Annotated in this window: 16 protein-coding genes and 1 tRNA gene; 10 read left to right on the forward strand and 7 right to left on the reverse strand. The window is 50.6% G+C overall.

From position 1 onward, the window contains the following. The first annotated feature begins 141 nt into the window (after positions 1–141). Positions 142–1593: a BNR-4 repeat-containing protein gene (locus tag LQ777_RS07850; RefSeq protein ID WP_232561967.1), complete on the forward strand. Its 1452-nt coding sequence runs from the start codon at positions 142–144 to the stop codon at positions 1591–1593. A gap of 62 nt (positions 1594–1655) precedes the next feature. Here LQ777_RS07850 and LQ777_RS07855 read toward each other — a convergent pair whose 3' ends face one another. Then, positions 1656–4220 (reverse strand): M14 metallopeptidase family protein, encoded by a 2565-nt coding sequence (locus LQ777_RS07855; RefSeq protein ID WP_232561968.1) that lies wholly within the window; start codon positions 4218–4220, stop codon positions 1656–1658. Between the two features lie 181 nt (positions 4221–4401). Here LQ777_RS07855 and LQ777_RS07860 point away from each other — a divergent pair. Beyond that, a tRNA-Glu gene (locus tag LQ777_RS07860) sits at positions 4402–4473 on the forward strand. 112 nt (positions 4474–4585) lie between these two features. Here the strand turns inward: LQ777_RS07860 and LQ777_RS07865 are convergent. Further along, complete coding sequence (locus LQ777_RS07865) at positions 4586–5182, reverse strand: hypothetical protein (RefSeq protein ID WP_232561969.1); 597 nt, start codon at positions 5180–5182, stop codon at positions 4586–4588. Between the two features lie 351 nt (positions 5183–5533). On the opposite strand from LQ777_RS07865, the gene LQ777_RS07870 reads away from it, so the two are divergent. The 6 genes from LQ777_RS07870 to LQ777_RS07895 all read left to right on the forward strand — a co-directional run bounded on the left by LQ777_RS07870 (position 5534) and on the right by LQ777_RS07895 (position 13663). After that, complete coding sequence (locus tag LQ777_RS07870) at positions 5534–5860, forward strand: PadR family transcriptional regulator (RefSeq protein WP_232561970.1); 327 nt, start codon at positions 5534–5536, stop codon at positions 5858–5860. Between the two features lie 3 nt (positions 5861–5863). Next, complete coding sequence (locus LQ777_RS07875) at positions 5864–8629, forward strand: ABC transporter permease (protein WP_232561971.1); 2766 nt, start codon at positions 5864–5866, stop codon at positions 8627–8629. Between the two features lie 13 nt (positions 8630–8642). Next, positions 8643–9008, forward strand: coding sequence for a hypothetical protein (locus LQ777_RS07880; RefSeq protein WP_232561972.1), 366 nt, complete (start codon positions 8643–8645; stop codon positions 9006–9008). Positions 9009–9059: 51 nt separating this feature from the next. Continuing rightward, on the forward strand, positions 9060–11405 hold the full coding sequence (locus LQ777_RS07885) for a DUF7133 domain-containing protein (RefSeq protein WP_232561973.1): 2346 nt from the start codon (positions 9060–9062) through the stop codon (positions 11403–11405). Positions 11406–11529: 124 nt separating this feature from the next. Continuing rightward, complete coding sequence (locus LQ777_RS07890) at positions 11530–12699, forward strand: alpha/beta hydrolase family protein (RefSeq protein WP_232561974.1); 1170 nt, start codon at positions 11530–11532, stop codon at positions 12697–12699. Positions 12700–12928: 229 nt separating this feature from the next. Beyond that, positions 12929–13663, forward strand: a complete 735-nt coding sequence (locus LQ777_RS07895; RefSeq protein ID WP_232561975.1) for a YciE/YciF ferroxidase family protein — start codon at positions 12929–12931, stop codon at positions 13661–13663. 70 nt (positions 13664–13733) lie between these two features. Here the strand turns inward: LQ777_RS07895 and LQ777_RS07900 are convergent, their stop codons facing one another. The 3 genes from LQ777_RS07900 to LQ777_RS07910 form a co-directional block, all read right to left on the reverse strand. Then, entirely contained in the window at positions 13734–14054 is a 321-nt protein-coding gene (locus tag LQ777_RS07900) for a hypothetical protein (protein WP_232561976.1), read from the reverse strand. Between the two features lie 78 nt (positions 14055–14132). Continuing rightward, positions 14133–14573 (reverse strand): hypothetical protein, encoded by a 441-nt coding sequence (locus tag LQ777_RS07905; RefSeq protein WP_232561977.1) that lies wholly within the window; start codon positions 14571–14573, stop codon positions 14133–14135. Between the two features lie 66 nt (positions 14574–14639). Next, positions 14640–15389, reverse strand: a complete 750-nt coding sequence (locus tag LQ777_RS07910; protein ID WP_232561978.1) for an SDR family oxidoreductase — start codon at positions 15387–15389, stop codon at positions 14640–14642. A 110-nt stretch (positions 15390–15499) separates the two neighbouring features. Here LQ777_RS07910 and LQ777_RS07915 point away from each other — a divergent pair, with 110 nt between their 5' ends. Further along, positions 15500–16402: a histone deacetylase family protein gene (locus tag LQ777_RS07915; RefSeq protein WP_232561979.1), complete on the forward strand. Its 903-nt coding sequence runs from the start codon at positions 15500–15502 to the stop codon at positions 16400–16402. Between the two features lie 139 nt (positions 16403–16541). Here LQ777_RS07915 and LQ777_RS07920 read toward each other — a convergent pair whose 3' ends face one another. Beyond that, complete coding sequence (locus tag LQ777_RS07920) at positions 16542–17192, reverse strand: response regulator (RefSeq protein WP_232561980.1); 651 nt, start codon at positions 17190–17192, stop codon at positions 16542–16544. Continuing rightward, entirely contained in the window at positions 17161–20253 is a 3093-nt protein-coding gene (locus LQ777_RS07925) for a ligand-binding sensor domain-containing protein (RefSeq protein WP_232561981.1), read from the reverse strand. Before LQ777_RS07925 ends, LQ777_RS07920 begins: the two co-directional genes overlap by 32 nt. 278 nt (positions 20254–20531) lie before the next feature. Between LQ777_RS07925 and LQ777_RS07930 the strand changes: the two genes are divergently transcribed. Further along, the gene (locus LQ777_RS07930; protein WP_232561982.1) at positions 20532–21293 is read left to right on the forward strand and encodes an HpcH/HpaI aldolase family protein; all 762 of its coding nucleotides are present in this window, start codon (positions 20532–20534) and stop codon (positions 21291–21293) included. Positions 21294–21406 lie beyond the last annotated feature (113 nt).

Genomic DNA, 21406 nt, shown 5'->3' on the forward strand with positions numbered 1-21406 from the left:
AGGTAGGATAACCTCCGAATATGTTCGCGACAGCGCACTCAAAACGCGTAGTCTGACTACGGACGTAACCGCGTAGTTCGGGTAGAAGCGGTTGACCGTATCGCTTTATAAAAGCTAGTACTGGTTTAACCTCTTTTCCGAATGATACGTATAAGCCTGACCGTATTTTGCCTGCTTACAGCGCTCACGAATTACGCGCAGACACTAAACCAAAAAGCGAGTGGATACCATGGTATCTGGTACTTTATCGGACCCACCAAAAATGAGTATGCCTACAAGTACAGCGGAGGATTGGGCACGTATCCGGCTAATCACTATCCTTTTTCGGTTTATGCGTCGGCTGTGAACCGGACGTTTTTCTGCTACGGTGGCGTCACGGATTCGTCTTCGCGCGATCTGTGTCACATGGTTGGTTATTATGATCACAAAACGGGGCTGGTCTCCCGGCCTACGCTGCTGCTGAAAAAAGGCACAGACGACGCGCACGACAATCCGGTTATTCAGCTCGATGAACAGGGCTACGTCTGGGTGTTTTCTACCTCGCATGGTACCGAACGACCGTCATTTATTCATCGGAGCCGTAAGCCATACGACATAAGTCAATTCGAGTCGATTCCGGCTACGCGTCTTGACAATAAAGGGCAACGGATTCCATTCGACAACTTTTCGTACCTGCAAACCTATTACCAGCCGGGACAAGGATTCCTTAATTTGATGACCCACTATGACCGCGATGTGCTAGTTTACGGGGCTAATAAACCCCGTCGGACCATCTCGTTTATCACAAGTCCGGACGGCACGACCTGGTCGGCCTGGCAGGATTTGGCGATTATCGAAGAAGGGCACTATCAGACGAGCGGGCAATGGAAAAACAAAGTAGGTAGCGCTTTCAATTACCACCCAAACACCAAAGTTGGCGCTGGACTGGATTATCGCACGAATGTGTACTATATCGAAACGGACGATTTTGGCAAAACTTGGCACACCGCTGGCGGTGAATCGCTTAAACTGCCATTGGCGGAGGTCAATAATCCGGCTTTGGTGAAGGACTATAAATCCCTGGGGCTGAATGCGTACATCAGCGATGTCAATTATGATGGGGCCGGGCGACCGATTATTCTGTACATCACCAGCAAAGGCCCCGAACCCGGTCCTGCCAACGGGCCCTTCGGCTGGCACATTGCGCACTGGACGGGGAGCCAATGGGGTATCTACGACGTGACTCAGTCGGACCATAATTACGATATGGGATCCCTTTATGTCGAAGGCAATACCTGGCGAATTATCGGTCCCGCCGAAGCCGGTCCGCAGCCCTACGGTACAGGTGGCAATCTGGTGTTGCTGGAAAGCCGCGATGGGGGGAAAAGCTGGAAGTCGGCGAAAGCCATTACGGCCAGTACCGTTAGGAATCAAACCTATCCCCGTCGTCCGGTTGCCGTGCATCCTGATTTTTACGCGTTCTGGGCCGATGGAAATGCTCGTCAACCATCCGCGTCGTTTTTGTATTTCTGTAATCAGGCTGGCGACGTTTTTCAGTTACCAGCCGTGATGAAAGCCGATCTTGAGAAGCCTATTCCGGTCAACAAGAAGTAAGGTATAGAAGCACGAAAAGCGGGCATAAGTCCGCTTTTCGTGCTTCTATACCTTACTTCTTGTTAGTTACCAACCATAAAGACGGCGTTACCGAAAAGTAGTTTGCCGTTGTACCAGAAGCCCCGGAAAAGTGGGTCATCCGCGAGGTAAACGATACTGCCGCGACCGTAATTCTGAACGCCCATCATCAGCGTATTTTTCAGTTTGTCCTTCGCGTTCTTACCCGAGAAACCAGCCACGTAATTGTCGGTTTTCAGGTAACCAACGTTCCAGCCATCTTTCAGAAAATCGAAATTGAACGTGTTCTGCACGAGCGTGTAATAACCACCACTCAAGCCAAAACCCAGCGGGTGCGTCGTGTCGATGTTGACGCGGTAGATGCTACCCGGCGTTTCGTCGGAGATCGCTACCCGTTCGCGGTCGCCGTACACCTTTAGTGAGTCGGCGGGATTACCTTTTCCTTTGTCTTTATCCTTACCGCTCTTGTCTTCTTTTTCTTTCAGATCGAAGCCGTCCTTGCCCGCCAGAAACGACGTAGCCCGTTCCAGGGCGATAAGTTTACCACCGGCCCGTACCCATTCTTTAATGGCCAACAAATTTTTGTCGTTCAGGAAACGGGCGTAGTTGTAATTCGTCGGTAAGATCAGCACGTCCAGCTTGTTCCATTCAACGTTGCCCAGTGTGTTGCCATCCAGCAGTGAAATCGGATAATTCAGCTCCTGGTCGAAGAAATGCCAGATTTCCCCCGCCGATGGGGGAGGGGTACCGTCACCAATGACAAGTCCTACGCGCGGGGCTTTCAGGCCCGTAACAAAATCAGAACCGAAGTCGGAGCCTTTCGTTACAAAACCGGTCTGTACAGGCGTAAGGTCAGCGCCAACTTTGGCGGCTTCGGCCCGGACCAGCGCATCGAGACGATCACCGAATCGTTCGTTACCCGCCCGCGTTACGATGAGCGTTCCCGATGGGTACGTTTTGTTATCTAACTCGAACGGCTTTTCGGCGGCTCTAACCCGAACTTTCTGTTTCAATAGACCCGCCAGCAGTTGCACCGCCGGTAGCGACTGCCACTGCGCGATGTAGGCGTACGGCTTCGTAACCGTGCTTGAAGAAGGCTTGCTGGACGCTGCGGGTTGAGTACTCGAAGGCGTAAGTTTTGTCGTCAGACCATACGTTTGCAGCCCGAACGCGTACGGCAACGACCAGGCTGTAATGTCGTAAGTTGCCGAATCTTCCAAAGCAGAGTTGGGTTCAAACAGAATCTTGAGTAGCGTTGATTTGGGCTGATACGAACTGATAACCATATCCTCAGCGGCTACGGCAACACTCTTTTCGTTTTTCTGACTTGTGTAGTTAAAACCGTTCAGGGTTTGCGCTTTCCCGGCGTAACCATAGGTGATTTTATTACGATCCAGCAGTTGTTGTAGTGCCTTCAGGCGGCCAGCGTCGCCATTCGCTTTAACGACGTAGCTTTTGTAAGGGCCAATCGGCGAGTTGCGCGATTTGTCGAAAAACTGACCGAACTCTTTTACTACTTCCGCCGGACGATCGGCCACCGATTCAAGCGTAGCAATACTGGCTACGTAGTGGTGATCGATCCGCTGGCGAAGGGTTAGCGTATCACCGTCTTTTCTCTCGATTGCCAGGCCCGCGCGGGTGTTACCGCCCTGCTCGTAGGTCATCCCAATAGCTCCGTTATAAGTCGGATAGGTATCGCCGTAGCTTGGATAAAATAAATCAAAGCGTTCGCGGGTGTAATACAGCCAGCCGTTTTTATCGAAGTAGCGACTGCAATACTGACCAATGGTCTGCTGAAATTGACGCTGGAATGGCGTGATATCTTCGTGGTACGGCTTAGCCGACGGCGCAAAATAATATGGACTTTCGACGCCCATTTCGTGGAAATCACCGTGCAGATGGGGCATCCACTGCTGATAGAGTGCCATACGCTGCTGCGTAATCTCCTGAGTTTGCCAGGCCCAGTCGCGGTTCGGATCGAATAGATAGTGGGTATAGCGACCACCCGGCCAGGGTTCGTTGTGTTCGCGGGCAAACGGCGTTGGGTCTGGGTTCTGACCCAGCATCTGGTTGTACCAGTTTACGTACCGGTCATGCCCGTCGGGATTTAAACCCGGATCGAGGATTACGACCGTTGTATTCATAATTTTCTGCGAAACCGGGTCAGATGTATCGAGCAAGCGGTACAATACTTCCATGAACGCTTCTGAGCTGACAGCCTCGTTGCCGTGAACGTTATAGCTAAGCCACGCAATTGGCGGTTGTGAGGCACTCGACGGCTGACCATCGACCATACCAATGCGTTTGAGGTTGTTTGTCCGAATCTCCTCGAGACGAGCCAGATTTGCTTCTGAAGCAACGGCAACCGCCATTAGCTGACGGCCTTCATAGGTTGTGCCGTAAGGAAGCAATTTGACCCGGGATGGCATCTGTCGGGCAATTTGTTCTGCATACGCAATAACACGGTGGTGAGGACTGAATCGTTCGCCAATCTTGTAGCCAAGAAATTGAGCGGGTGAATCTGGACGAGAGGAAGTAGTGCTGGTTGTTTGCGATGAAGCCGATAGCGACGCAACCAACAGGCCGACCAGCAACAAAAGATGTTTCATGAAGGCGAAAAAAATTTTAAAAGCTAACACCCTCAAAAATAGCACTAAATCGCTGAGAGACGTTTTTTTTGAAAAAATTTTAGGGCCACCTATTGCATTATCAAAATATAGCCCTACTTTTGCATCACGATTCGACAACGAAGTAGCGGTAACGCAAAAAGTTGGGTCTTGGACACAAGATGGCCGATTCGTCTAGCGGTTAGGACATCGCCCTTTCACGGCGGTAACACGGGTTCGATTCCCGTATCGGTCACTAACGAGCAACGATGTTGCGCAAGAACCCTGAAAACATTGTTTTCAGGGTTTTTTGTTTAAATTATGTCTGTGCTACCGATTTTGAGAACATAGTGGTACAGAAAAAGCGTCTAGTGATCCCAGCGCAGGCCAGCTACCCTGAATTTAACCTGGTGCGTACCCTGGCTGTTGAACCCAATAGTGACGACCATCTCTTTGGCCGTTTTTAGCTGACGAATCAATTTTTGCTCGGCATCGAAGAAAATGATATTGGCCCTACCGTTTTCGGCTCCCGAAAAGAAGTACGAAACTGGCGATCCGTTGTCAAAACGAATTTGGGCGTTTCCCCCCTGAAAACTTCGGTTAAACTGACCTTTCGATACTTCCAGGTAAACCGTTGTGCCTGTGCTGCGCTTGCGAATGGTCAAGGTGCCGACCGAGCCACCGGCATAAGGAAAAGCAAAGTCAAGCACGTTGGACGAAACAACCGACGCTTTGTAGACCGGATTATTCGTGTTGTCTGTTGTTCGTTCGTAATGCCATGTACCAGCCCCGGCGGTCAGCGCATTTTTTGTAGGCTGTTTTTCGGGCAGCGTCTCCCTGGTCCGTATCGGACCCGAATCGATTGTCGTCTGAACACTATCCGTGGGGGTCTGCGGGGGCGATTGTTTTTTTGTCGAGCAATTAATAGCCGTTAAAAGCCAAACCAAATAAAGCGTTCTTTTCATCGCTGCTTGCCATCAGGAAATCGTGACCTGATAGTCACTAAACGCAAGATGTGGGTTTCTGACGAATAGTTTAGCTGGTTTCTCTAAAACTAATTGTTGTCGGTGACCATCTGCGTGGAATGAACCGAAAAGCACGGAACCTAAAGCGTGCTGTAAACTGTCGAAATACTTCGCTGTCATTCATATTGGTAGCTGTCCAGAAGCGTACGGAAACTGTCCGTTTGTGGACAAGCTATGAACGGCAGAAATCGGGCAAATGGCCGCTCTGAACACCTAGAAGCACTATTCGTACTTTGGCAAGGCATTTGTTTAGCAAAGTATAAGTAAATGCAGACGTAGCCGTTTGACCCGATGGGAAGACCGTACTTAGGTGAATTTGAAGAGTTGGTTTTACTGACCGTAGCGGTGTTGCAAGGCGATGCGTATGGCGTTACAATTGCCGCTGAATTGAAATTGCGTACCAGTCGAACAATCAGCCTTAGTGGCGTACACATTGCCTTGTATCGGCTGGAGGAAAAAGGGTTTGTAGGTTCGGAATTGGGTGGGGCAACCACCACTCGGGGAGGACGCCGAAAGCGCCTGTTTACGATCACATCGGCGGGTAAGGAAACGCTGAGTGAGATGCGCAATGTACGCAATCAACTGTGGGATTCTATTCCTAACCCTTCGCTGACGTAGATTATGGATGATAAGCTGCCAACTCCTCCGGCCTGGGCCGATCGCTTACTTAAATGGGTGTGCCCGCCCGAACTGCTGGAAGAACTGCTAGGTGATCTGCACGAGCAGTTTGCCGATCAGGTAATAGCGGTTGGCGAGCAAAAGGCGCGACAGGATTATCTGCTCGAAGTGATCAAGTTTGTTCGTCCCTACTTCATTCGGCAACGGGCTGTCCAACTTTTAACGCAAAAAACGACGCTACCCGATTCCTTAACGACGGCTAACAACATAAGCAATAGATCGATCCACTCTCAGCACAAAGCAAGTGATTACCCAAGACCTCTTTTAGTAAGCCCCGATATGCTACGCAATTATTTGAAAATCGCCTTCCGTACTCTTTGGAAGAGTAAAGGCTACGCGGCTATCAATGTGGTTGGACTGTCCGTTGCCTTCTGCATCTGTTCCTTTCTGTTTCTGACGGCCTACCTGCAACTGACGTTTGATCAGTTTCATCAGGACAGCGACCGGATTTTTCAGGCGTATCTTTTTTCGAATGACCCCCAAAAAGTGAGCAGGACGGGTACTTTGCCGCTGCCGCTGATGCCCGCCCTGAAAGCCGATTATCCAGAAATTGAAGCCGCCACCCGGCTGGTAACAGGTCGGAAGAGTCTGGTCGAAGTGAAGGGCAGGTATTTCGACAAGCTGGTCTCGATGACCGATCCCGATTTTTTGAAAATCTTTTCGTTTCCACTCATCAAAGGCAATCGGGCAAACGCGCTCAATAACCTGAGTAGTATCGTGCTCAGCGAAAGCATGGCCAGGGCAGCCTTCGGTACCGAAGATCCCATTGGTAAGCCCGTAAAAGTCGGTAGTGACAACACCGTTAAACAATACATTGTCAGCGGTGTGATCCGTGATGCACCTTACAATTCATCGATTCGGTACGATGCGTTGGTCCGGGTGGAGAACGCACCCAGCTACCAAACCGAAAAAGAAAATTGGAGCGCTTTTTTTCATCCCGTATTCGTCAAATTGCCCGCCCGCGTTGATCCAACTACGTTGGAGGAGCGATTGAAGCCGTTTACGCAAAAATACTTTCCGGGCAATCTGGAAGAGCTTGTCAAGAAGGGAGCCAAGCCCGACCAACGGGGCGATATAATGGCTGTTCGGCTGCAAAAACTAACCAACGTTCATTTTGACCGTGACATATCGAACGGGCGAGGAGCACCAATAGCCGTTGTTTATGTGCTGTTAGGCATCGCTTTTTTTATTCTGTTGATTGCCTGTATCAACTTCATCAACCTGAACATTGCCCGGTCGTTTACCCGCGCTCGTGAGGTGGGCGTGCGTAAGTCGTTAGGCGCGCTGAAAAATCAACTTTTTGTGCAGATCGGCGGAGAGGCTACCTTGATTTGTCTGATCGGCTTTCTGGTTGGTCTGCTGCTTACTTACCTGCTTTTCCCGCAATTTAACGCTACGTTCGACTCCCGACTGTCGTTCGATTACCTGCTTCAACCGGGTTTTGTCGCGCTGATGCTGAGCGTTTTTATTCTGGTAGCGTTGGTAGCGGGCGGTTACCCGGCTTGGCAAATGACCAAGTTCAACGCAGTGGAGGTACTGAAAGGAAAAATCTCCATGAAACGTCCCGGCATCTTGCGGAACTCACTCATCGTTACCCAGTTTGCCATGTCCTGTCTGCTGGCTTGCTGTACCATCATTGCCGCTCAGCAAGTTGATTATCTGCGAACAAGGCCACTCGGCTTTCAGAAAGAACAGGTGATCAGCATTCCGGTTGGCAATCAGGTCAATGGGCGTCAGGTGTTACAACGCTTGCGAAACAAACTGGCTACCGACCCGGCTGTGCTGGCGGTTACTGGTACGGGCGTCAATTTGGGGCAGGGAAAAGATCGTGTCAGTTCGCGGTCAACGATTGGATTTACCTACAAAGGCAAAAAGATCGCTACGGATTGGCTGCTGGTTGACTACGATTATGTCAAAACGTTGAACATCAGGATGCTATCGGGTCGGGATTTTAACCGGGCTTATGCCGCCGACTCCGTGGATCGGGTGGTCGTTACGGAAAGTTTGGCCAAGCAACTTGGAGAGACTAATCCCGTCGGAACTTATTTCCGGGATGATGAAGACACGACGGGGGCCAAGTCGCAGATTATAGGCGTCGTTGCTGACTTTCACCTGTATTCGGTTGCTGACGAAAAGAACCCGATTATGATGCACGTTTCGCATTCGGAGCCCATTCACTACATTTTTGTTCGCGTGTCGGAGTCGAGTTTGGCGGTGGCAATGGATAAACTGAAAAGCGTCTGGAACGAAGTCGCTCCGCAGGCCGAATTTATGGGCTCGTTCCTGGACGAAAACGTGGATGCGTGGTATCAGAATGAAGAAATGCTTTCCCGGCTGTTCAGCCTGGCCTCGGGCATTGCCATCCTATTGTCCTGTCTGGGGTTGTTCGCTATAGCCCTGATGGCGATTGAGCAGCGAACCAAGGAAATCGGCATCCGGAAAGTGATGGGAGCCAGCATCCCCAGCCTGATTGTGGTACTCTCGCAGGATTTTGTCAAGCTGGTGATCATTGCGTTGGCTATTTCTACACCGATAGCCTGGCTGGGTATGCAGTCCTGGCTTACTAATTACACGGAGCACGTTGCCATAAGCGTGTGGGTTTTCGTTCTGGTTGGTCTTGGGGCTGTGCTCATTGCGCTGGCAACAATAAGTATTCATAGCGTTAAGGCGGCATTGATGAATCCGGTGAAAAGTCTACGCAGCGAATAAATTGTACGTACCCATGAAAATGAAACTGTGTTGTTTGCTGCTACTCGTCAGCTCCCTGTCAATGGCCCAGGGGCCTACCTCGTCAACCTTGAGAACGCGCATCAGCGATGACCAGCAAACGCTCTCGATTCAAATCGATGGAAATAAAGCGGGCCGAAGAATCCATTACGACGAGTCGTTTGCTGTAACAGGTAAGAACGAGCTGCAAAAAGAAGTACTTAAATACTGGGCCTTCGAGTCGCAGGGAATCACGGTACCGTTCAGCCAGATACCGTACTTACTTTTCTCGGCGGCTAGCTTGGTTGTGGCCGTCAGCATCCTCATAGTCACGCGCTTCCGGCGGTCTCGGAAATCGCTCGACGGCTTATTGACGAAGTAGCAGTAAGAGCGTACGAGAGTTTTCTTTTGGGTATACGCTAAACCTATACTCATGAAAAGTAAGCTCTCAACAGTAGGTCTGATTGCTTTGTCGATGCTGGCAGTAACGTGCCGGGTAGCCCAGAAAACCGCCACCACGGCTACCGAATCGACCGCGCAGCAAGTAGATACCGTACCGGCTTTTACGGCCAATCCGTCGCCCACGCAGTTAACGCCCGAACAAAGCCTTCGCTCGTTTCGAGTGCCCAAAGGCTACCACATGGAGTTGGTCGCCAGTGATCCGATGATCAAAGAGCCCGTTGCTATTGCCTGGGACGGAAATGCCCGAATGTATGTAGCGGAGATGGACACCTACATGCAGGACGTGGACGGCTCTAACGAGCATACGCCGGTAAGCCGGATCATGCTGCTGGAAGACACGGACAATGACGGAAAAATGGACAAAAGTTCGGTGTTCATCGATAAGCTGCTGTTGCCGAGAATGATCCTGTGCGTTGGTCACGAATTGCTGGTCAACGAAACCGACACCTACGACATTCATAGCTATAAAGATACCAACGGCGACGGCGTTGCCGATGCGAAAAAGACCGTTTTTCAGCTCGGGAAAAAAGCACCCGGCAATCTGGAACACCAGCGAAGCGGTCTGGACTGGAACCTGGACAACTGGATTTACGTAACCGTCGATCCGGTACGGTTTCGGTACACGAACGGTATGCTAAAAGCGGATACGATGCCGAGCGGCTCAAACGGGCAGTGGGGACTTACGCACGATAACTATGGACGTCTGTTCTTTTCGCGGGCGGGCGCTGAGGTTCCCGCATCCGGTTTTCAGATCAATCCCGCGTACGGCGGTCTTGAGTTTCCAGACCAATACAATGAAGAGTTCAGCGCGGTATGGCCGATTATGGCCACGCCCGACATTCAGGGTGGGTTGCGTCGGCTACGGCTCCCCGATAGTACGCTCAACCATTTCACGGCCAGCAACGGTCAATCCATTTTTCGGGGCGATAAACTCCCGGCTGATCTGGTTGGCGACTACTTGGTTGGCGAACCCGTTGCCCGAATCATCCGACGGGCTAAGGTCATTAACACGAACGGAAAACTACGATTAGAGAACGCGTATAAACAGCAGGAATTTATTGCCTCGACCGACATGAACTTCCGTCCGGTCAACACGTACACGGGCCCCGATGGCTGTCTGTACATCGTAGACATGAACCGGGGCATCATTCAGGAGTCGCAGTGGACGCCAAAGGGCAGTTACTTGCGCCCACAGATTCAGCGGTTAGGACTGGATAAAAATATTCAGCACGGACGTATCTACCGACTGGTCTATGATGGCATGAAACCGGGTCCCCAGCCGCACATGCTCGATGAGTCCGTTGCTAAGCTGGTTACGTACCTCGATCATCCGAATGGCTGGTGGCGCGACAATGCACAAAAGCAACTCGTAATCGCAGGCGACAAATCAATCGTGCCCGTTCTGAAACAGATCGCCGTCGGGCAGCAAGGCTCTCTCAACCAGAAACCTTCGGTGTTGGGACGACTCCACGCTTTGTGGACGCTGGAAGGGTTAGACGCAATCGATAAAGATATTCTGTTTACCATGATGAAAGACAGCGACCCGCAGCTTAGACGAGCCGCTGTCTGGATTGGTGAGCGGTACGTAAAGCAAAACGACGAGCAGGTATTGGAGAAGCTGAACGAACTTAAAAATGACCCAAGCTACGACGTTCGTACCCAAATCATTTTGTCGACGCATACCAGCACGTCGGCAAAAGCCAAGACGCTAGCCAGTGACATTGTGGAGCAGAGTACCAGCAACGAAATGCTCGTTAGTGCAAAGAAAAGTCTGCTTAAGAATGACGATGTAAAGACGTATGGTTTGCGGCTTGGCCGTCTTGAGGCCGCCGACCGTAAACTGGTGATGGCGGGAGCCAATACATTTAAAACACTCTGCGCTACCTGCCACGGACCGGATGGCAAAGGGATGGCCATTGGTGGGAGCAGTATGGTTGCACCACCGTTGTTCGGTTCCAAGCGCATTGTCGGCGAAAAAGAAGACGTGATCAAAATTCTGCTCCACGGTCTGCAAGGGCCGGTTGACGACAAAAACTACCCGGACGTTATGCCGTCGATGGGGGCCAATGACGACGAATGGATAGCCTCCGTACTGAGCTACATCCGCTACGAGTTTGGCTACACCGGCAATTTCCCGCCTAGTCCGCCACCCGCAGGGCCACGGCCTACGAACGCAGAAGGAATTCCGCTGGATGTGCTCAAACGACGCAACTTCAAACCCTTCGTTCAACCCGAAGACGTCAAAAAGATTCGGCAGGAAACAAATGGACGAACTAAAGCCTGGACATTAGCCGAGATCGAAAAAGCAGGACAGTAGCGCTGTCAATCTTCTGGGATGTCGGGTTCTCAAACCCGACATCACGAGATCAAAGCAATTTGTGGTGTCAGGTTTGAGAACCTGACACCACTTTAGTTTGGCAATGACTATACCTAAATCACGTATGTACATCCGAATTCTTACCACACTGATTAGTCTTACGTGGGCTTGGCAACTTAGCGCCCAGCCAAATCCCGATCGCCCTGACTTATGCCAGGGCGCTTATTATACCGAAGCGCAGGGAGCGGAGGCTTTACGAACGTTTGCCAGTACCTACCACGACCGAACAAGTTGGGAAGCGCGTTCCCACCAAATTCGCCAGGGACTTCGGGAGGGAATGGACTTGCCAACGAAACCTTTGTTTGCACCCCTTCGTCCGATTCGCCACAGCCTCAGGAAGATGGATGGGTATACGGTCGAAAACGTAGCGTTCGAAAGCTTACCGGGCATTTACGTGACGGGCAATTTGTATCGGCCCCTTAAGGCTACGGGCAAATCGGCGGGTGTTCTGTGCCCACACGGACACACAGCCAACCAAGACGCCCGGTTTTTGGAGCAGGCGCAGCAACGGTGTGCGACGCTGGCCCGGATGGGAGCCGTGGTATTTATCTACGACATGCTCGGCTATGGTGATTCAAAACAGTGTTCGCATAAGATTCCAAAGGCGCTGAAGCTACAAACGCTGAACGGATTACGCGCCCTGGATTTTCTAACCAGTTTACCCGAAGTCGACACAGACCGGATCGGTGTATCTGGTGAATCGGGTGGAGGAACACAAACGTTTTTGCTCACGGCGCTTGATTCGAGGGTAAAGGTTTCTGTACCGGTTGTGATGGTCTCCGCGCATTTTTTCGGCGGTTGCGTCTGCGAGAGTGGTATGCCCATTCACAAGCGTCCTACACACCAGACCAGCAATGTAGAAATTGCCGGGTTGGCCGCCCCGCGCCCTATGCTGCTGGTATCGGACGGAAAAGACTGGACAAAAAATACGCCTACTGTCGAGTTCCCATACATCCGTACTATCTACGAATTCTACGGGGCTACGGACAAACTCGAAAACGTCCACTTACCGGACGAAGGACATGATTATGGCCCTAGCAAGCGCATGGCTGCTTATCGGTTCCTGGCAAAGCACCTGAAACTAGACCTAAACCGAGTGCTGAAAGACGGTCAGATTGACGAAAAGCGGAATACATTACTCGATCCAAACGCTCTGCGGGTGTTTAACGATGCTTTTCCTCAGCCCAATTCTGCTGTTGTCGGTGATGAAGCAGTGATGACCCTGCTAAAATAAACCGATAGTTACGTGGTGTTACTTTACTGTTAATCCTTCGCGCTGCTTGGCATAGGCTTGGCGGGCACATTGTTGCACTATTGTATCTATACTCTACAGAACTTGTGGAAAAATAGAAACAATTGTATCACCTTCAAATAGGTAAGTTGCAGACTATCAGCGGTTGGCATGGAATTGGTACATTGAGGGACAAAACAATAAACTAACTAACCTTAAAACCAGTAGCATTATGGCAACGTTTGGAGAACGCATCGCTAATTTCTTTGGAGGTAATGATTCAGCCACACAAGAAGGTCTTCATGGCCTGTTCGTTACCGAACTAAAAAACATATATTATGCTGAAAAGCAAGCCGTGGACGCGCTAGGCGAACAAGCTGATGCATCTACGACTGACGAAGTACGCAGTGCCTTCCTGCAACACCAGGACGAAACCCGGAATCAGGTGACTCGACTGGAGCAAGTCTTCAACAGCATCGGAGTTGATGTAGAAGAAGGAGCGTGTGCTGCGATTGACGGATTGGCCGACGACGCACAGTTGGTCGTATCAAATACCGAATCCGGTTCGCTGACACGTGACGCTGGTCTGATCATCGCCGGTCAGAAAATCGAGCACCACGAAATCGCTGCGTACGGTTCTGCTGTTACGTTGGCACAGGTGCTTGGCTATACTGAAGCCGCTCGACTGCTTGAACAGACGCTGGACGAAGAGAAAAATACGGACAAAAAACTAACCGCGTTGGCAGAGTCGTTTATCAACAGCCGAGCCGCGTCGGAAAGTGACAATGATTCGTACCGGAACGATAACGATCGTGACGACTACAGCCAGGGTGGCGTGGTTAGTCCAGACGGTACGCGTTACTCAGACAGCTCGTACGGTAGCACGACTTCGACCGGCTCTGGTTATACCAACTCAGGAACAGGATACACCTCCAATGGACCAATCGGTGGTACATCGGGTATCTAACCAGACAAGTAATAAAAAAGGCCCTTCCAACGAAGGGCCTTTTTTATGCCATATAGTAGGCAGAAATAGACTAGTTTGAATAGTCGGTCTCTTCGGGATCGTCTTCCGTACCGTCGTTGTTACCGAGGGTATCACCGTTTCCGTAGTTAGAATAATCGGCTTCCATGTTGGGACTACCCGAAACGGCACCCATACCATCGTTGCCTGTTGCAGCTTCCTCTTCGTCGGTTGGGGTTGTCGGCACCGAATGGGCATCTCCAGATAGATCAGTTGGATCATACTCTTGGTTCAGCATTGTGCTTTGGTCGGGTGCTTGTACAGGGCCGCCTGTATCGGGAGTAAATGTTTGTCCCTGTTCGTTCAGCATAGCATCCTGATTCGTGTTTTCCATATAGTTGAGCGATAAAATGAATTACGCTCAACTACCAACGGAGAACATCGGTGGATAGTTGAGCGTACTGAACCTTAATTAACCTCTTGTAAATACTTCCCAAAGTCGATTGTACAGTTTACCCGCATAGCTTGTAATATCGTGATGAGACGCGTGAATGGTAAACGCTGTGAACGAAGTTGCCGACGATGAAAGCGGCTCGATCCGAACAGTCCGACCAGTAGTCCAACGTCCTGCCAGTCGCCGGACAGAACCGGTTAAGCGTATACCCGCGTCGGTTAAATCGACCTGACAGGTTTCAGGATAATGGGCAGACGCTAACTCCTGCGAGAAGCGCTGTAACTTACTGGCATCAAACCACGATAAGGTGGGAATGTGCAGCAGATTTGTTTTGCGATCTTTACGCAAGAGGAGACGTAAAGAAAGTAATGATTTTCCCGTAGCCGTTTTAGGCACAACCTGTAAGTCGAGTACTTCCAGGGGAGCCGTTTCGAATGCGGTAGCAACTTCAATATTCATGGGGTGTGATGCTGAAAAAAAGTGTAAGGTGTAAACCTGACAAAGGTACAGGATGTTTTGCCTTCTTTACACGTAGATCATCTTCCGGGTGATCCCACCGTCCACTATAAAGTTCTGACCGGTAATAAAATTATTTTCCGGTGCAATCAGGAACAGAATCATGCGGGCAATATCATCGGCCTGACCGACCCGGCCCGCCGGATGCTGGGCGTGGTCTTCGGGACGCAGCTCCTCCGATTTTGCCTTGGCTTTCTTTTTCAACGCCGACACATCAATCCAGCCCGGACTAATGGCATTGACGCGTATATCGGGTCCTAAGCTAACAGCCAGTGCGTGAGTCAGCGATAGAATACCTCCTTTGCTGGCTGTGTAAGGAAACGTGTCGGGTTCCGACTGAAACGCCCGTGTTGAGCCCATATTGATAATGCTGCCTTTTTGTAGGGCCAGGTATGGGGCTACGTGTTTGGCGCAAAGGAAGGCTCCGGTCAGGTTCGTACCGATGACGCGGTTCCATTCATCAAGCGTTAATTTGTCGAGCGACTTTTCAATCATTATAGCCGCATTGTTGATCAACGTGTCGATCTGCCCGAAATGCGAGAAGGTTTGTTCGGCGGCTTTACGCACGTTTACTTCGCTGGACACGTCGCAGGAGACAAATAGAATTTGGGCTGAAGAGGCTTTAAACGCTTCGCGGAGTTCAGCCAGCGCATCGGTATCGGCCTCCCAAATAGCCACGCGGTAGCCATGCGTGAGCAAATACTGTGTGACAACTCGGCCAATTCCCTGACCACCCCCGGTAATAATAGCTGTTTTCATAGAAGTTGGATGAACTCTAGAAACGCTCAAACTACTCGGATTGGTAACACAATCAATCGATGTTGGGTTAAGTAAGCCGTATCCTTATCAAACGGGACACGTATACGTACATGCTTCAAATTGCCTTTTCGCCCGTTTATCGGCTTCGATTACCTGAGGGTCACCGCTTTCCAATGCTTAAGTACGAATTAATCCACGAACAGTTGCTTTATGAGGGCACTTGTACGGATAACAATTTTTTTGCCCCCGCGCCCGTTGACGACCGCTGGGTCTTGGGCGTACACACATCGGACTACGTGGAGGCACTGAAAACAGGAACGCTGGCACCCGCTATGGTGCGTCGGATTGGCTTTCCGCTTACGCCCGAACTAATCGAGCGCGAATGGATCATTACGCAGGGAACGATTGACTGTACGCAGATTGCTTACCGGGATGGCGTTGCTATGAACATTGCCGGTGGAACACACCATGCTTTCCCGGATCGGGGAGAAGGTTTTTGTATGCTCAACGATGTTGGGGTTGCGGCCCATTACCTGCTGGAAACGAATCAGGCCCGAAAAATACTGGTCATCGATCTGGATGTGCACCAGGGCAATGGTACCGCCGTGATGTTTCAGCAGGAGCCACGCGTATTTACGTTCAGCATGCATGGCAAAGATAACTATCCGCTCCGGAAAGAACAGTCTGATCTGGATGTTGAACTGGCGACGGGTACCGCCGACGAATTCTATCTGAATACACTCTACGATAGCTTACCTGCACTGATTCGGCGCGAACAGCCTGATTTTTTGTTCTACGTATCCGGAGTGGATATTCTGGCGTCGGATCGGTTGGGTAAGTTGGGGGTAAGCCGGGAGGGTTGTAAGACACGTGATGTGTTTGTGTTTGAACAGGCCATGCATTTTGGTCTGCCCATTACGGTGTCAATGGGAGGAGGCTATTCACCCCGCCTGACGGATATTGTTGAAGCGCACTGCAATACATTTCGGGTAGCAGCTGACCGATTCTTTTAACAAAAAATGGTCGTCCTGCGTGACCAAGACGACCCGTGTTGTTAGATTGAGTAACCGACCGGTGTGGATAAAAACTAAGCAAAGCTACTCCACATAGATTAGGTAGACAATACCCAAATCCGGGTATATTTCCCGTGTCCTACAAGCCCATTTCTATCGCAAAACGTACCAGATCGGCTACGGTACTAATGCCGAGTTTGGCGTGAATGTTTTTCCGATGGGTATCAACCGTATGCTGGCTCAGGTGGATTTTTTCGGCTATTTGGGGGCTACTCAGTCCCGATTTGATATGACGGATAATCTCTACTTCGCGGGGTGACAACCGGTATTTTTTCAGAAAAATATCATCGGTATGATTGCTGAATTGTTTCTCGTCGGCGAGTTTGGGATCAAAATAAAGGGTACCCGCTGCCACGGACCGAATGGCCGTCACCAGTTCTTCCTTACTCGATGTTTTTAGCATATAGCCAGAAGCGCCTGCTTTGCGGAAGTCGTCAATATACCGACTCTCGCCGTACATGCTTAACACTAGAATGCGTTGCGGTCCAAGAGTCGCTGTGAGTTGACGAGTGAGATCGAGGCCATCAATTTCGGGCATATTGAAATCAATGATCAGCACATCCGGACGACGTTGTAACACCTGGGCAATGGCTTCGCGGCTGTGGTAAATCTGGCCCACGACCGTAATAACAGGGTCGTCAGCCAGCATCAGGTTTAAGCCATCGTTGAACAGACGATGGTCATCAATAATCAAGACGTTAATGGGAGGCTGATCCGGCGGCTGCATCATAAGGAACGTCGAGCATGACAGTGTAACTCTGAGCATTGCTGTCGGTGCTTAACACGGCCTGCAAGTACTCGGCCCGATAAGTTATGTTTTTTTGACCGATTCCTGCTGATTCCTGCTTAGAAAAAGTAGTGTTTAGTCGATTATCGCCCAGTGGAGTTTCAACAAGTATATTCAACTGCTTACTATGATAACCCAATTGTACGATAGCGAGCCCTTCGCCACCGTGTTTCAAGGCATTCTGAATTAACTCGGCAATAATTCGGTAGAGAACCAGTTCACGCTCAGGATTTAGCCGATGAATCTCACCGAAAAGAATAAATTCGAAGGTGGTGTTGGATGAGCGGTTTGCCCGGTCTACCAGGTGCGAGATAATATCGGGTAGCGCATATTTTTCGAACTCGATGGGCATCAGATCGTGGGTGATGAGTCTGAGGTCATTACTGGCTTTATCCAGCATTGCGTAAGCCCTGGCTACTTCGGGTATCTGAGCGGCCACGGCAACCCGGTCTTGGGCCAGGCCCAATAAGCCTTTAATAGCGGACAGTGTATTCCCCACATCGTCATGCAGATCGCGGGCAATACGTCCGCGCTCCGCTTCCTGCGTTGCCAGCGTATTCTGGAGAAGCCGTTGTTGCTGAGTAAATTTTCGGCGGTTGTAGCGGGTTATCGAGTATGTGACAGCCAAGGCGATGAGGAATCCACTGGATAACCAGAACCACCACCGTAACCAAAAGGGAGGCTTGATATTGATCTGCAACCGGGTGATCGGTGTCGGCTGTCCGCGTGCATCGATGGCTCGTACCTGAAAAACGTAGTCGCCGGGCGACAGATCCGCGTATCGTACCTGGTTGGCGTCAACGAGTGGCACCCAATCCTCATCGACTTCCGACAACCGGTATGAAAATTGACTTTTGCCCTGACTCAAGTAATCCAGTGCCGCTAGTCCGATTGAAAAAGTGTTTTGCTTATGGGAAAGGTTTAGGACCTGCGTTTCCCCAACGAATGTATCAGTTTGATACGGCTGATCATTGACCTCAAAGCGCACGATGCGTACGGGTACGCTGGCTTTGTAGCTATCCAGTTGGTCGGGCGTAAATCGATCCAAACCGTGTACGCCACCAAAATAGAACGTACCGTCTGAGCCAATTAGGGCAGCATGGCTGTTGTATTCCCGCCCTTTCGTTGAGACGACCGGACTGGCTATTCCTTCATTCGGAAAAAATTTAGCCAGTCCGTTGTTTGTACTGAGCCAGAATCGCCCTTTACGGTCGGGTAGCAAACAGTACACTACGTCGTCGGGTAAGCCGTCACGCACAGTATAAGTATGAACCGCTTTTCGGGTGATTGGATCAAAGCGAACTAATCCACGGTCGGTACAAAGCCATAAACACCGACGAACGGTGTCCGGGTAAAAGGCCATAATGTTATAACCCGGCAAGGTTATGTACTGCCGCACCAACTGATCGTGCTCATAGCGGTAAACAACCAGATCCTGATCACGACGGGCTGTATACAGCAGATTGGTTGCCGGATCAAAATACAGAGAACCAAAGTAGGTTCCATCAGCATCGACGCGGGCAAGAGGCTTAAGGTTGGGACTGAGCAGAAACAAGCCGCCATAAGTTGCCATCACAAACCGGCCATCGGGCAGTTCGCAAAGTCCCCGCGCGAATTGACAGTCAGAGTCGTTGCAGAGGGGATTAGGAATATCAACGAACCGGTCCTTTTTGGGACCATACTGAAGCAGACCCTGTAAATTAGCAACCAACAACCGTCCATCGCGCGTGCGTAGGATGTGCCGAACATTGCCCTCGGTGGTGACGCCCTGCTTTGCGGTGTAAGCCTTCATGGAACCCGTAGTAGAGTTGTAATAACGGATACCGCCGTCGATAGTGCCGATCCAGATAGTACCACGCTGATCTTCGCTCATACCTCGGATCGGGTGATTATTCAGATCGGTGGTATCCGTCGGATCATCAGCGATCGTTTCGACCATGTACGCATTGGGATATATGACGTCAATACCAAACGGATCACTGTTAGTCCAGACCAACCCCAGGTTATCGACGTACACTTCCGCTACTTGATTGGTTAGCAGCGCACCTACCTTCGGTCCACCAGGAGTTATTTCTCGTAGCAAGCGCATCGAGTCGGGGTTGTAGAGCCATACTCCCGATCCGGAAGCGCCTAACCACCAGCGACCCTGCGCGTCTTCGTCCATGCTGACAAAGCGATACAGTGAAGTACCTGACCGCAAAGGATGATGGCGAATTAGTCGGGTAAGGGTGGCATCAAACTCAAAAATTCCCTGTGCGCCAGCCAGGCAGTAGTTGCCGTAGTGAGGCCCTCGGACGTGACAACGGTGAATCGAGTGAAATAAAATTCCTTTCGTGGAAGGAGATGCGCGTTTGTTCTGGATAGGCTGATCGGTGGGGCTGCCCGTCAGGAATGTTTTGAGTTCGTGAGTCTGGTAGTTGTAGCGGGCAAATCCGGTGGGCAAGAGGTAGATCAGCGTTTTTTGAGTGGGTTGTAGATCGATCCATTCAGTGCTGATGCTAAACTTGGGTTTCACAGACGGATGAATACTCGTTTTACGCCCGGTACGGTAATTCAACTTCATAATCCCTTCCTGATTACTGGCGTACCAAACGGTCGAATCATCGGCAAAGAATGGTTCCTGGAGAGCGGACAGTCGTCGTCCCTGCCGATCCGTAGCGTAGATTCGTCGGAAAGTATTCGTTCGCCGGATGTATTGATTCAGGCATTCTTCAGTGCCTATCCATAAGTCGCCGGAAGGTGCTTCGACAATGCCCCGAACCTCACCCTTGCCAATCGTCGTCGAATCCTGATCGTTAAAACGGTAAGCGGTAAATTGAGTACCGTCAAAACGATTAAGCCCGTTCTGCGTACTGATCCACATAAAGCCACGTGAATCTTTTATGATGTAGTAACAAGACCCCTGAGAAAGTCCGTCGGCAGTAGTAAGATGACGGACATAGAAAGGACGTTGCGCCCGTGCCAACTGAGTTGAGACAAGTAAGCAGAAGAACAGCCAGCGCATACCAGAAAGAGAAAGTAAGTTTAAATCTACGCGACAATCTCCACTTGTAAACTATCAGGGTATCAGTATTTCGCAGGAAGAAGCCACTTCTAGATCTGTAAAAGCGGCAACAACCCGATTTTCTTGTTGAGCGTTTCGGTTTTGGCTGATTATGTATTCAAACTAGATTCAGTCGTATCTTGCCACACGAAGCAATCGAACCGTACAGCACATCGGGTTGGTCGTTGACAATATCTAACGCAAAACGAGTTCGTTCACAAACCGTTCTGCATGACTCTATGAAGCAAAATATCGTTAAAACGCGGCTTAAAAACAACCAGCCAGTGCTGGGTATTCTTTCGAACAGTACCGACCCAACGGTTGCCGAACTCTGTGGTTTTTCGGGGCTGGATTTTTACATGATCGACGGTGAGCACAGCCCAGTCACAACGGCGCAGGTGCAGGACATTGTACGAGCTTGTGAGGTGAGTGGTATTACGCCCCTGGCCCGTGTTCGCAGCAACGATTCCAAACTTATTTTACAGTATCTGGATGCCGGTGTCATGGGAATCATGATGCCGGGTGTTAACTCGGTAGCGCAGGCCGAGGCTCTGGTGCAAGCCGTAAAATACCCGCCGATGGGTAGCAGGGGCTTTGGACCTGCGCGGGCTTCGGATTATTTGCTGGGTACGATGAACCAGGGTGAATACGTCGAATTTTCCAATGAGCAAACGTTGGTGCTGCCGCAGATTGAAGATCGGGAAGCGATTGATAACCTCGACGATCTGCTGACGGTCGAAGGAATAGATGGTTTTGTAATCGGACCGCGCGATCTGGCTATGTCGATGGGCTATTATGATGGTCCCGGTCATGACGAGGTTAAGCGGACGATTGCGGGCGTTGTCGAAAAGATTCGTAAAGCCGGATTAATCGCTGGGACCACATCCGCAACGGGTGATCAGGCCCGGGCGCTGATTGATCGTGGGGTACTGTTTTGCCTGAATTCGTTTGCGGGGCTGCTCAAGTCAGCAACGACCGATTTCATGAAAGGTCGTGAGTAACAATCGAGGATTTAATCGTCATTCTTGGCAGAAACACTGCCGAAATAGGCACAACTCGATTAAACGCAGGGAACCAGTTCACAAGTACTCATCCGTCATTTGATAAAGTCAGA

Source organism: Spirosoma oryzicola (assembly GCF_021233055.1).
GTDB lineage: Bacteria > Bacteroidota > Bacteroidia > Cytophagales > Spirosomataceae > Spirosoma > Spirosoma oryzicola.

What these genes read in the sequence shown, in the direction of transcription:
- LQ777_RS07920 (WP_232561980.1), bottom strand. Translation starts at nt 17,192, where the DNA reads ATGATGCAGCCGCCGGATCAGCCTCCCATTAACGTCTTGATTATTGAT.
- LQ777_RS07870 (WP_232561970.1), top strand. Translation starts at nt 5,534, where the DNA reads ATGGGAAGACCGTACTTAGGTGAATTTGAAGAGTTGGTTTTACTGACC.
- LQ777_RS07875 (WP_232561971.1), top strand. Translation starts at nt 5,864, where the DNA reads ATGGATGATAAGCTGCCAACTCCTCCGGCCTGGGCCGATCGCTTACTT.
- LQ777_RS07915 (WP_232561979.1), top strand. Translation starts at nt 15,500, where the DNA reads ATGCTTCAAATTGCCTTTTCGCCCGTTTATCGGCTTCGATTACCTGAG.
- LQ777_RS07910 (WP_232561978.1), bottom strand. Translation starts at nt 15,389, where the DNA reads ATGAAAACAGCTATTATTACCGGGGGTGGTCAGGGAATTGGCCGAGTT.
- LQ777_RS07930 (WP_232561982.1), top strand. Translation starts at nt 20,532, where the DNA reads ATGAAGCAAAATATCGTTAAAACGCGGCTTAAAAACAACCAGCCAGTG.
- LQ777_RS07900 (WP_232561976.1), bottom strand. Translation starts at nt 14,054, where the DNA reads ATGGAAAACACGAATCAGGATGCTATGCTGAACGAACAGGGACAAACA.
- LQ777_RS07880 (WP_232561972.1), top strand. Translation starts at nt 8,643, where the DNA reads ATGAAAATGAAACTGTGTTGTTTGCTGCTACTCGTCAGCTCCCTGTCA.
- LQ777_RS07905 (WP_232561977.1), bottom strand. Translation starts at nt 14,573, where the DNA reads ATGAATATTGAAGTTGCTACCGCATTCGAAACGGCTCCCCTGGAAGTA.
- LQ777_RS07885 (WP_232561973.1), top strand. Translation starts at nt 9,060, where the DNA reads ATGAAAAGTAAGCTCTCAACAGTAGGTCTGATTGCTTTGTCGATGCTG.
- LQ777_RS07865 (WP_232561969.1), bottom strand. Translation starts at nt 5,182, where the DNA reads ATGAAAAGAACGCTTTATTTGGTTTGGCTTTTAACGGCTATTAATTGC.
- LQ777_RS07855 (WP_232561968.1), bottom strand. Translation starts at nt 4,220, where the DNA reads ATGAAACATCTTTTGTTGCTGGTCGGCCTGTTGGTTGCGTCGCTATCG.
- LQ777_RS07895 (WP_232561975.1), top strand. Translation starts at nt 12,929, where the DNA reads ATGGCAACGTTTGGAGAACGCATCGCTAATTTCTTTGGAGGTAATGAT.
- LQ777_RS07925 (WP_232561981.1), bottom strand. Translation starts at nt 20,253, where the DNA reads ATGCGCTGGCTGTTCTTCTGCTTACTTGTCTCAACTCAGTTGGCACGG.
- LQ777_RS07890 (WP_232561974.1), top strand. Translation starts at nt 11,530, where the DNA reads ATGTACATCCGAATTCTTACCACACTGATTAGTCTTACGTGGGCTTGG.
- LQ777_RS07850 (WP_232561967.1), top strand. Translation starts at nt 142, where the DNA reads ATGATACGTATAAGCCTGACCGTATTTTGCCTGCTTACAGCGCTCACG.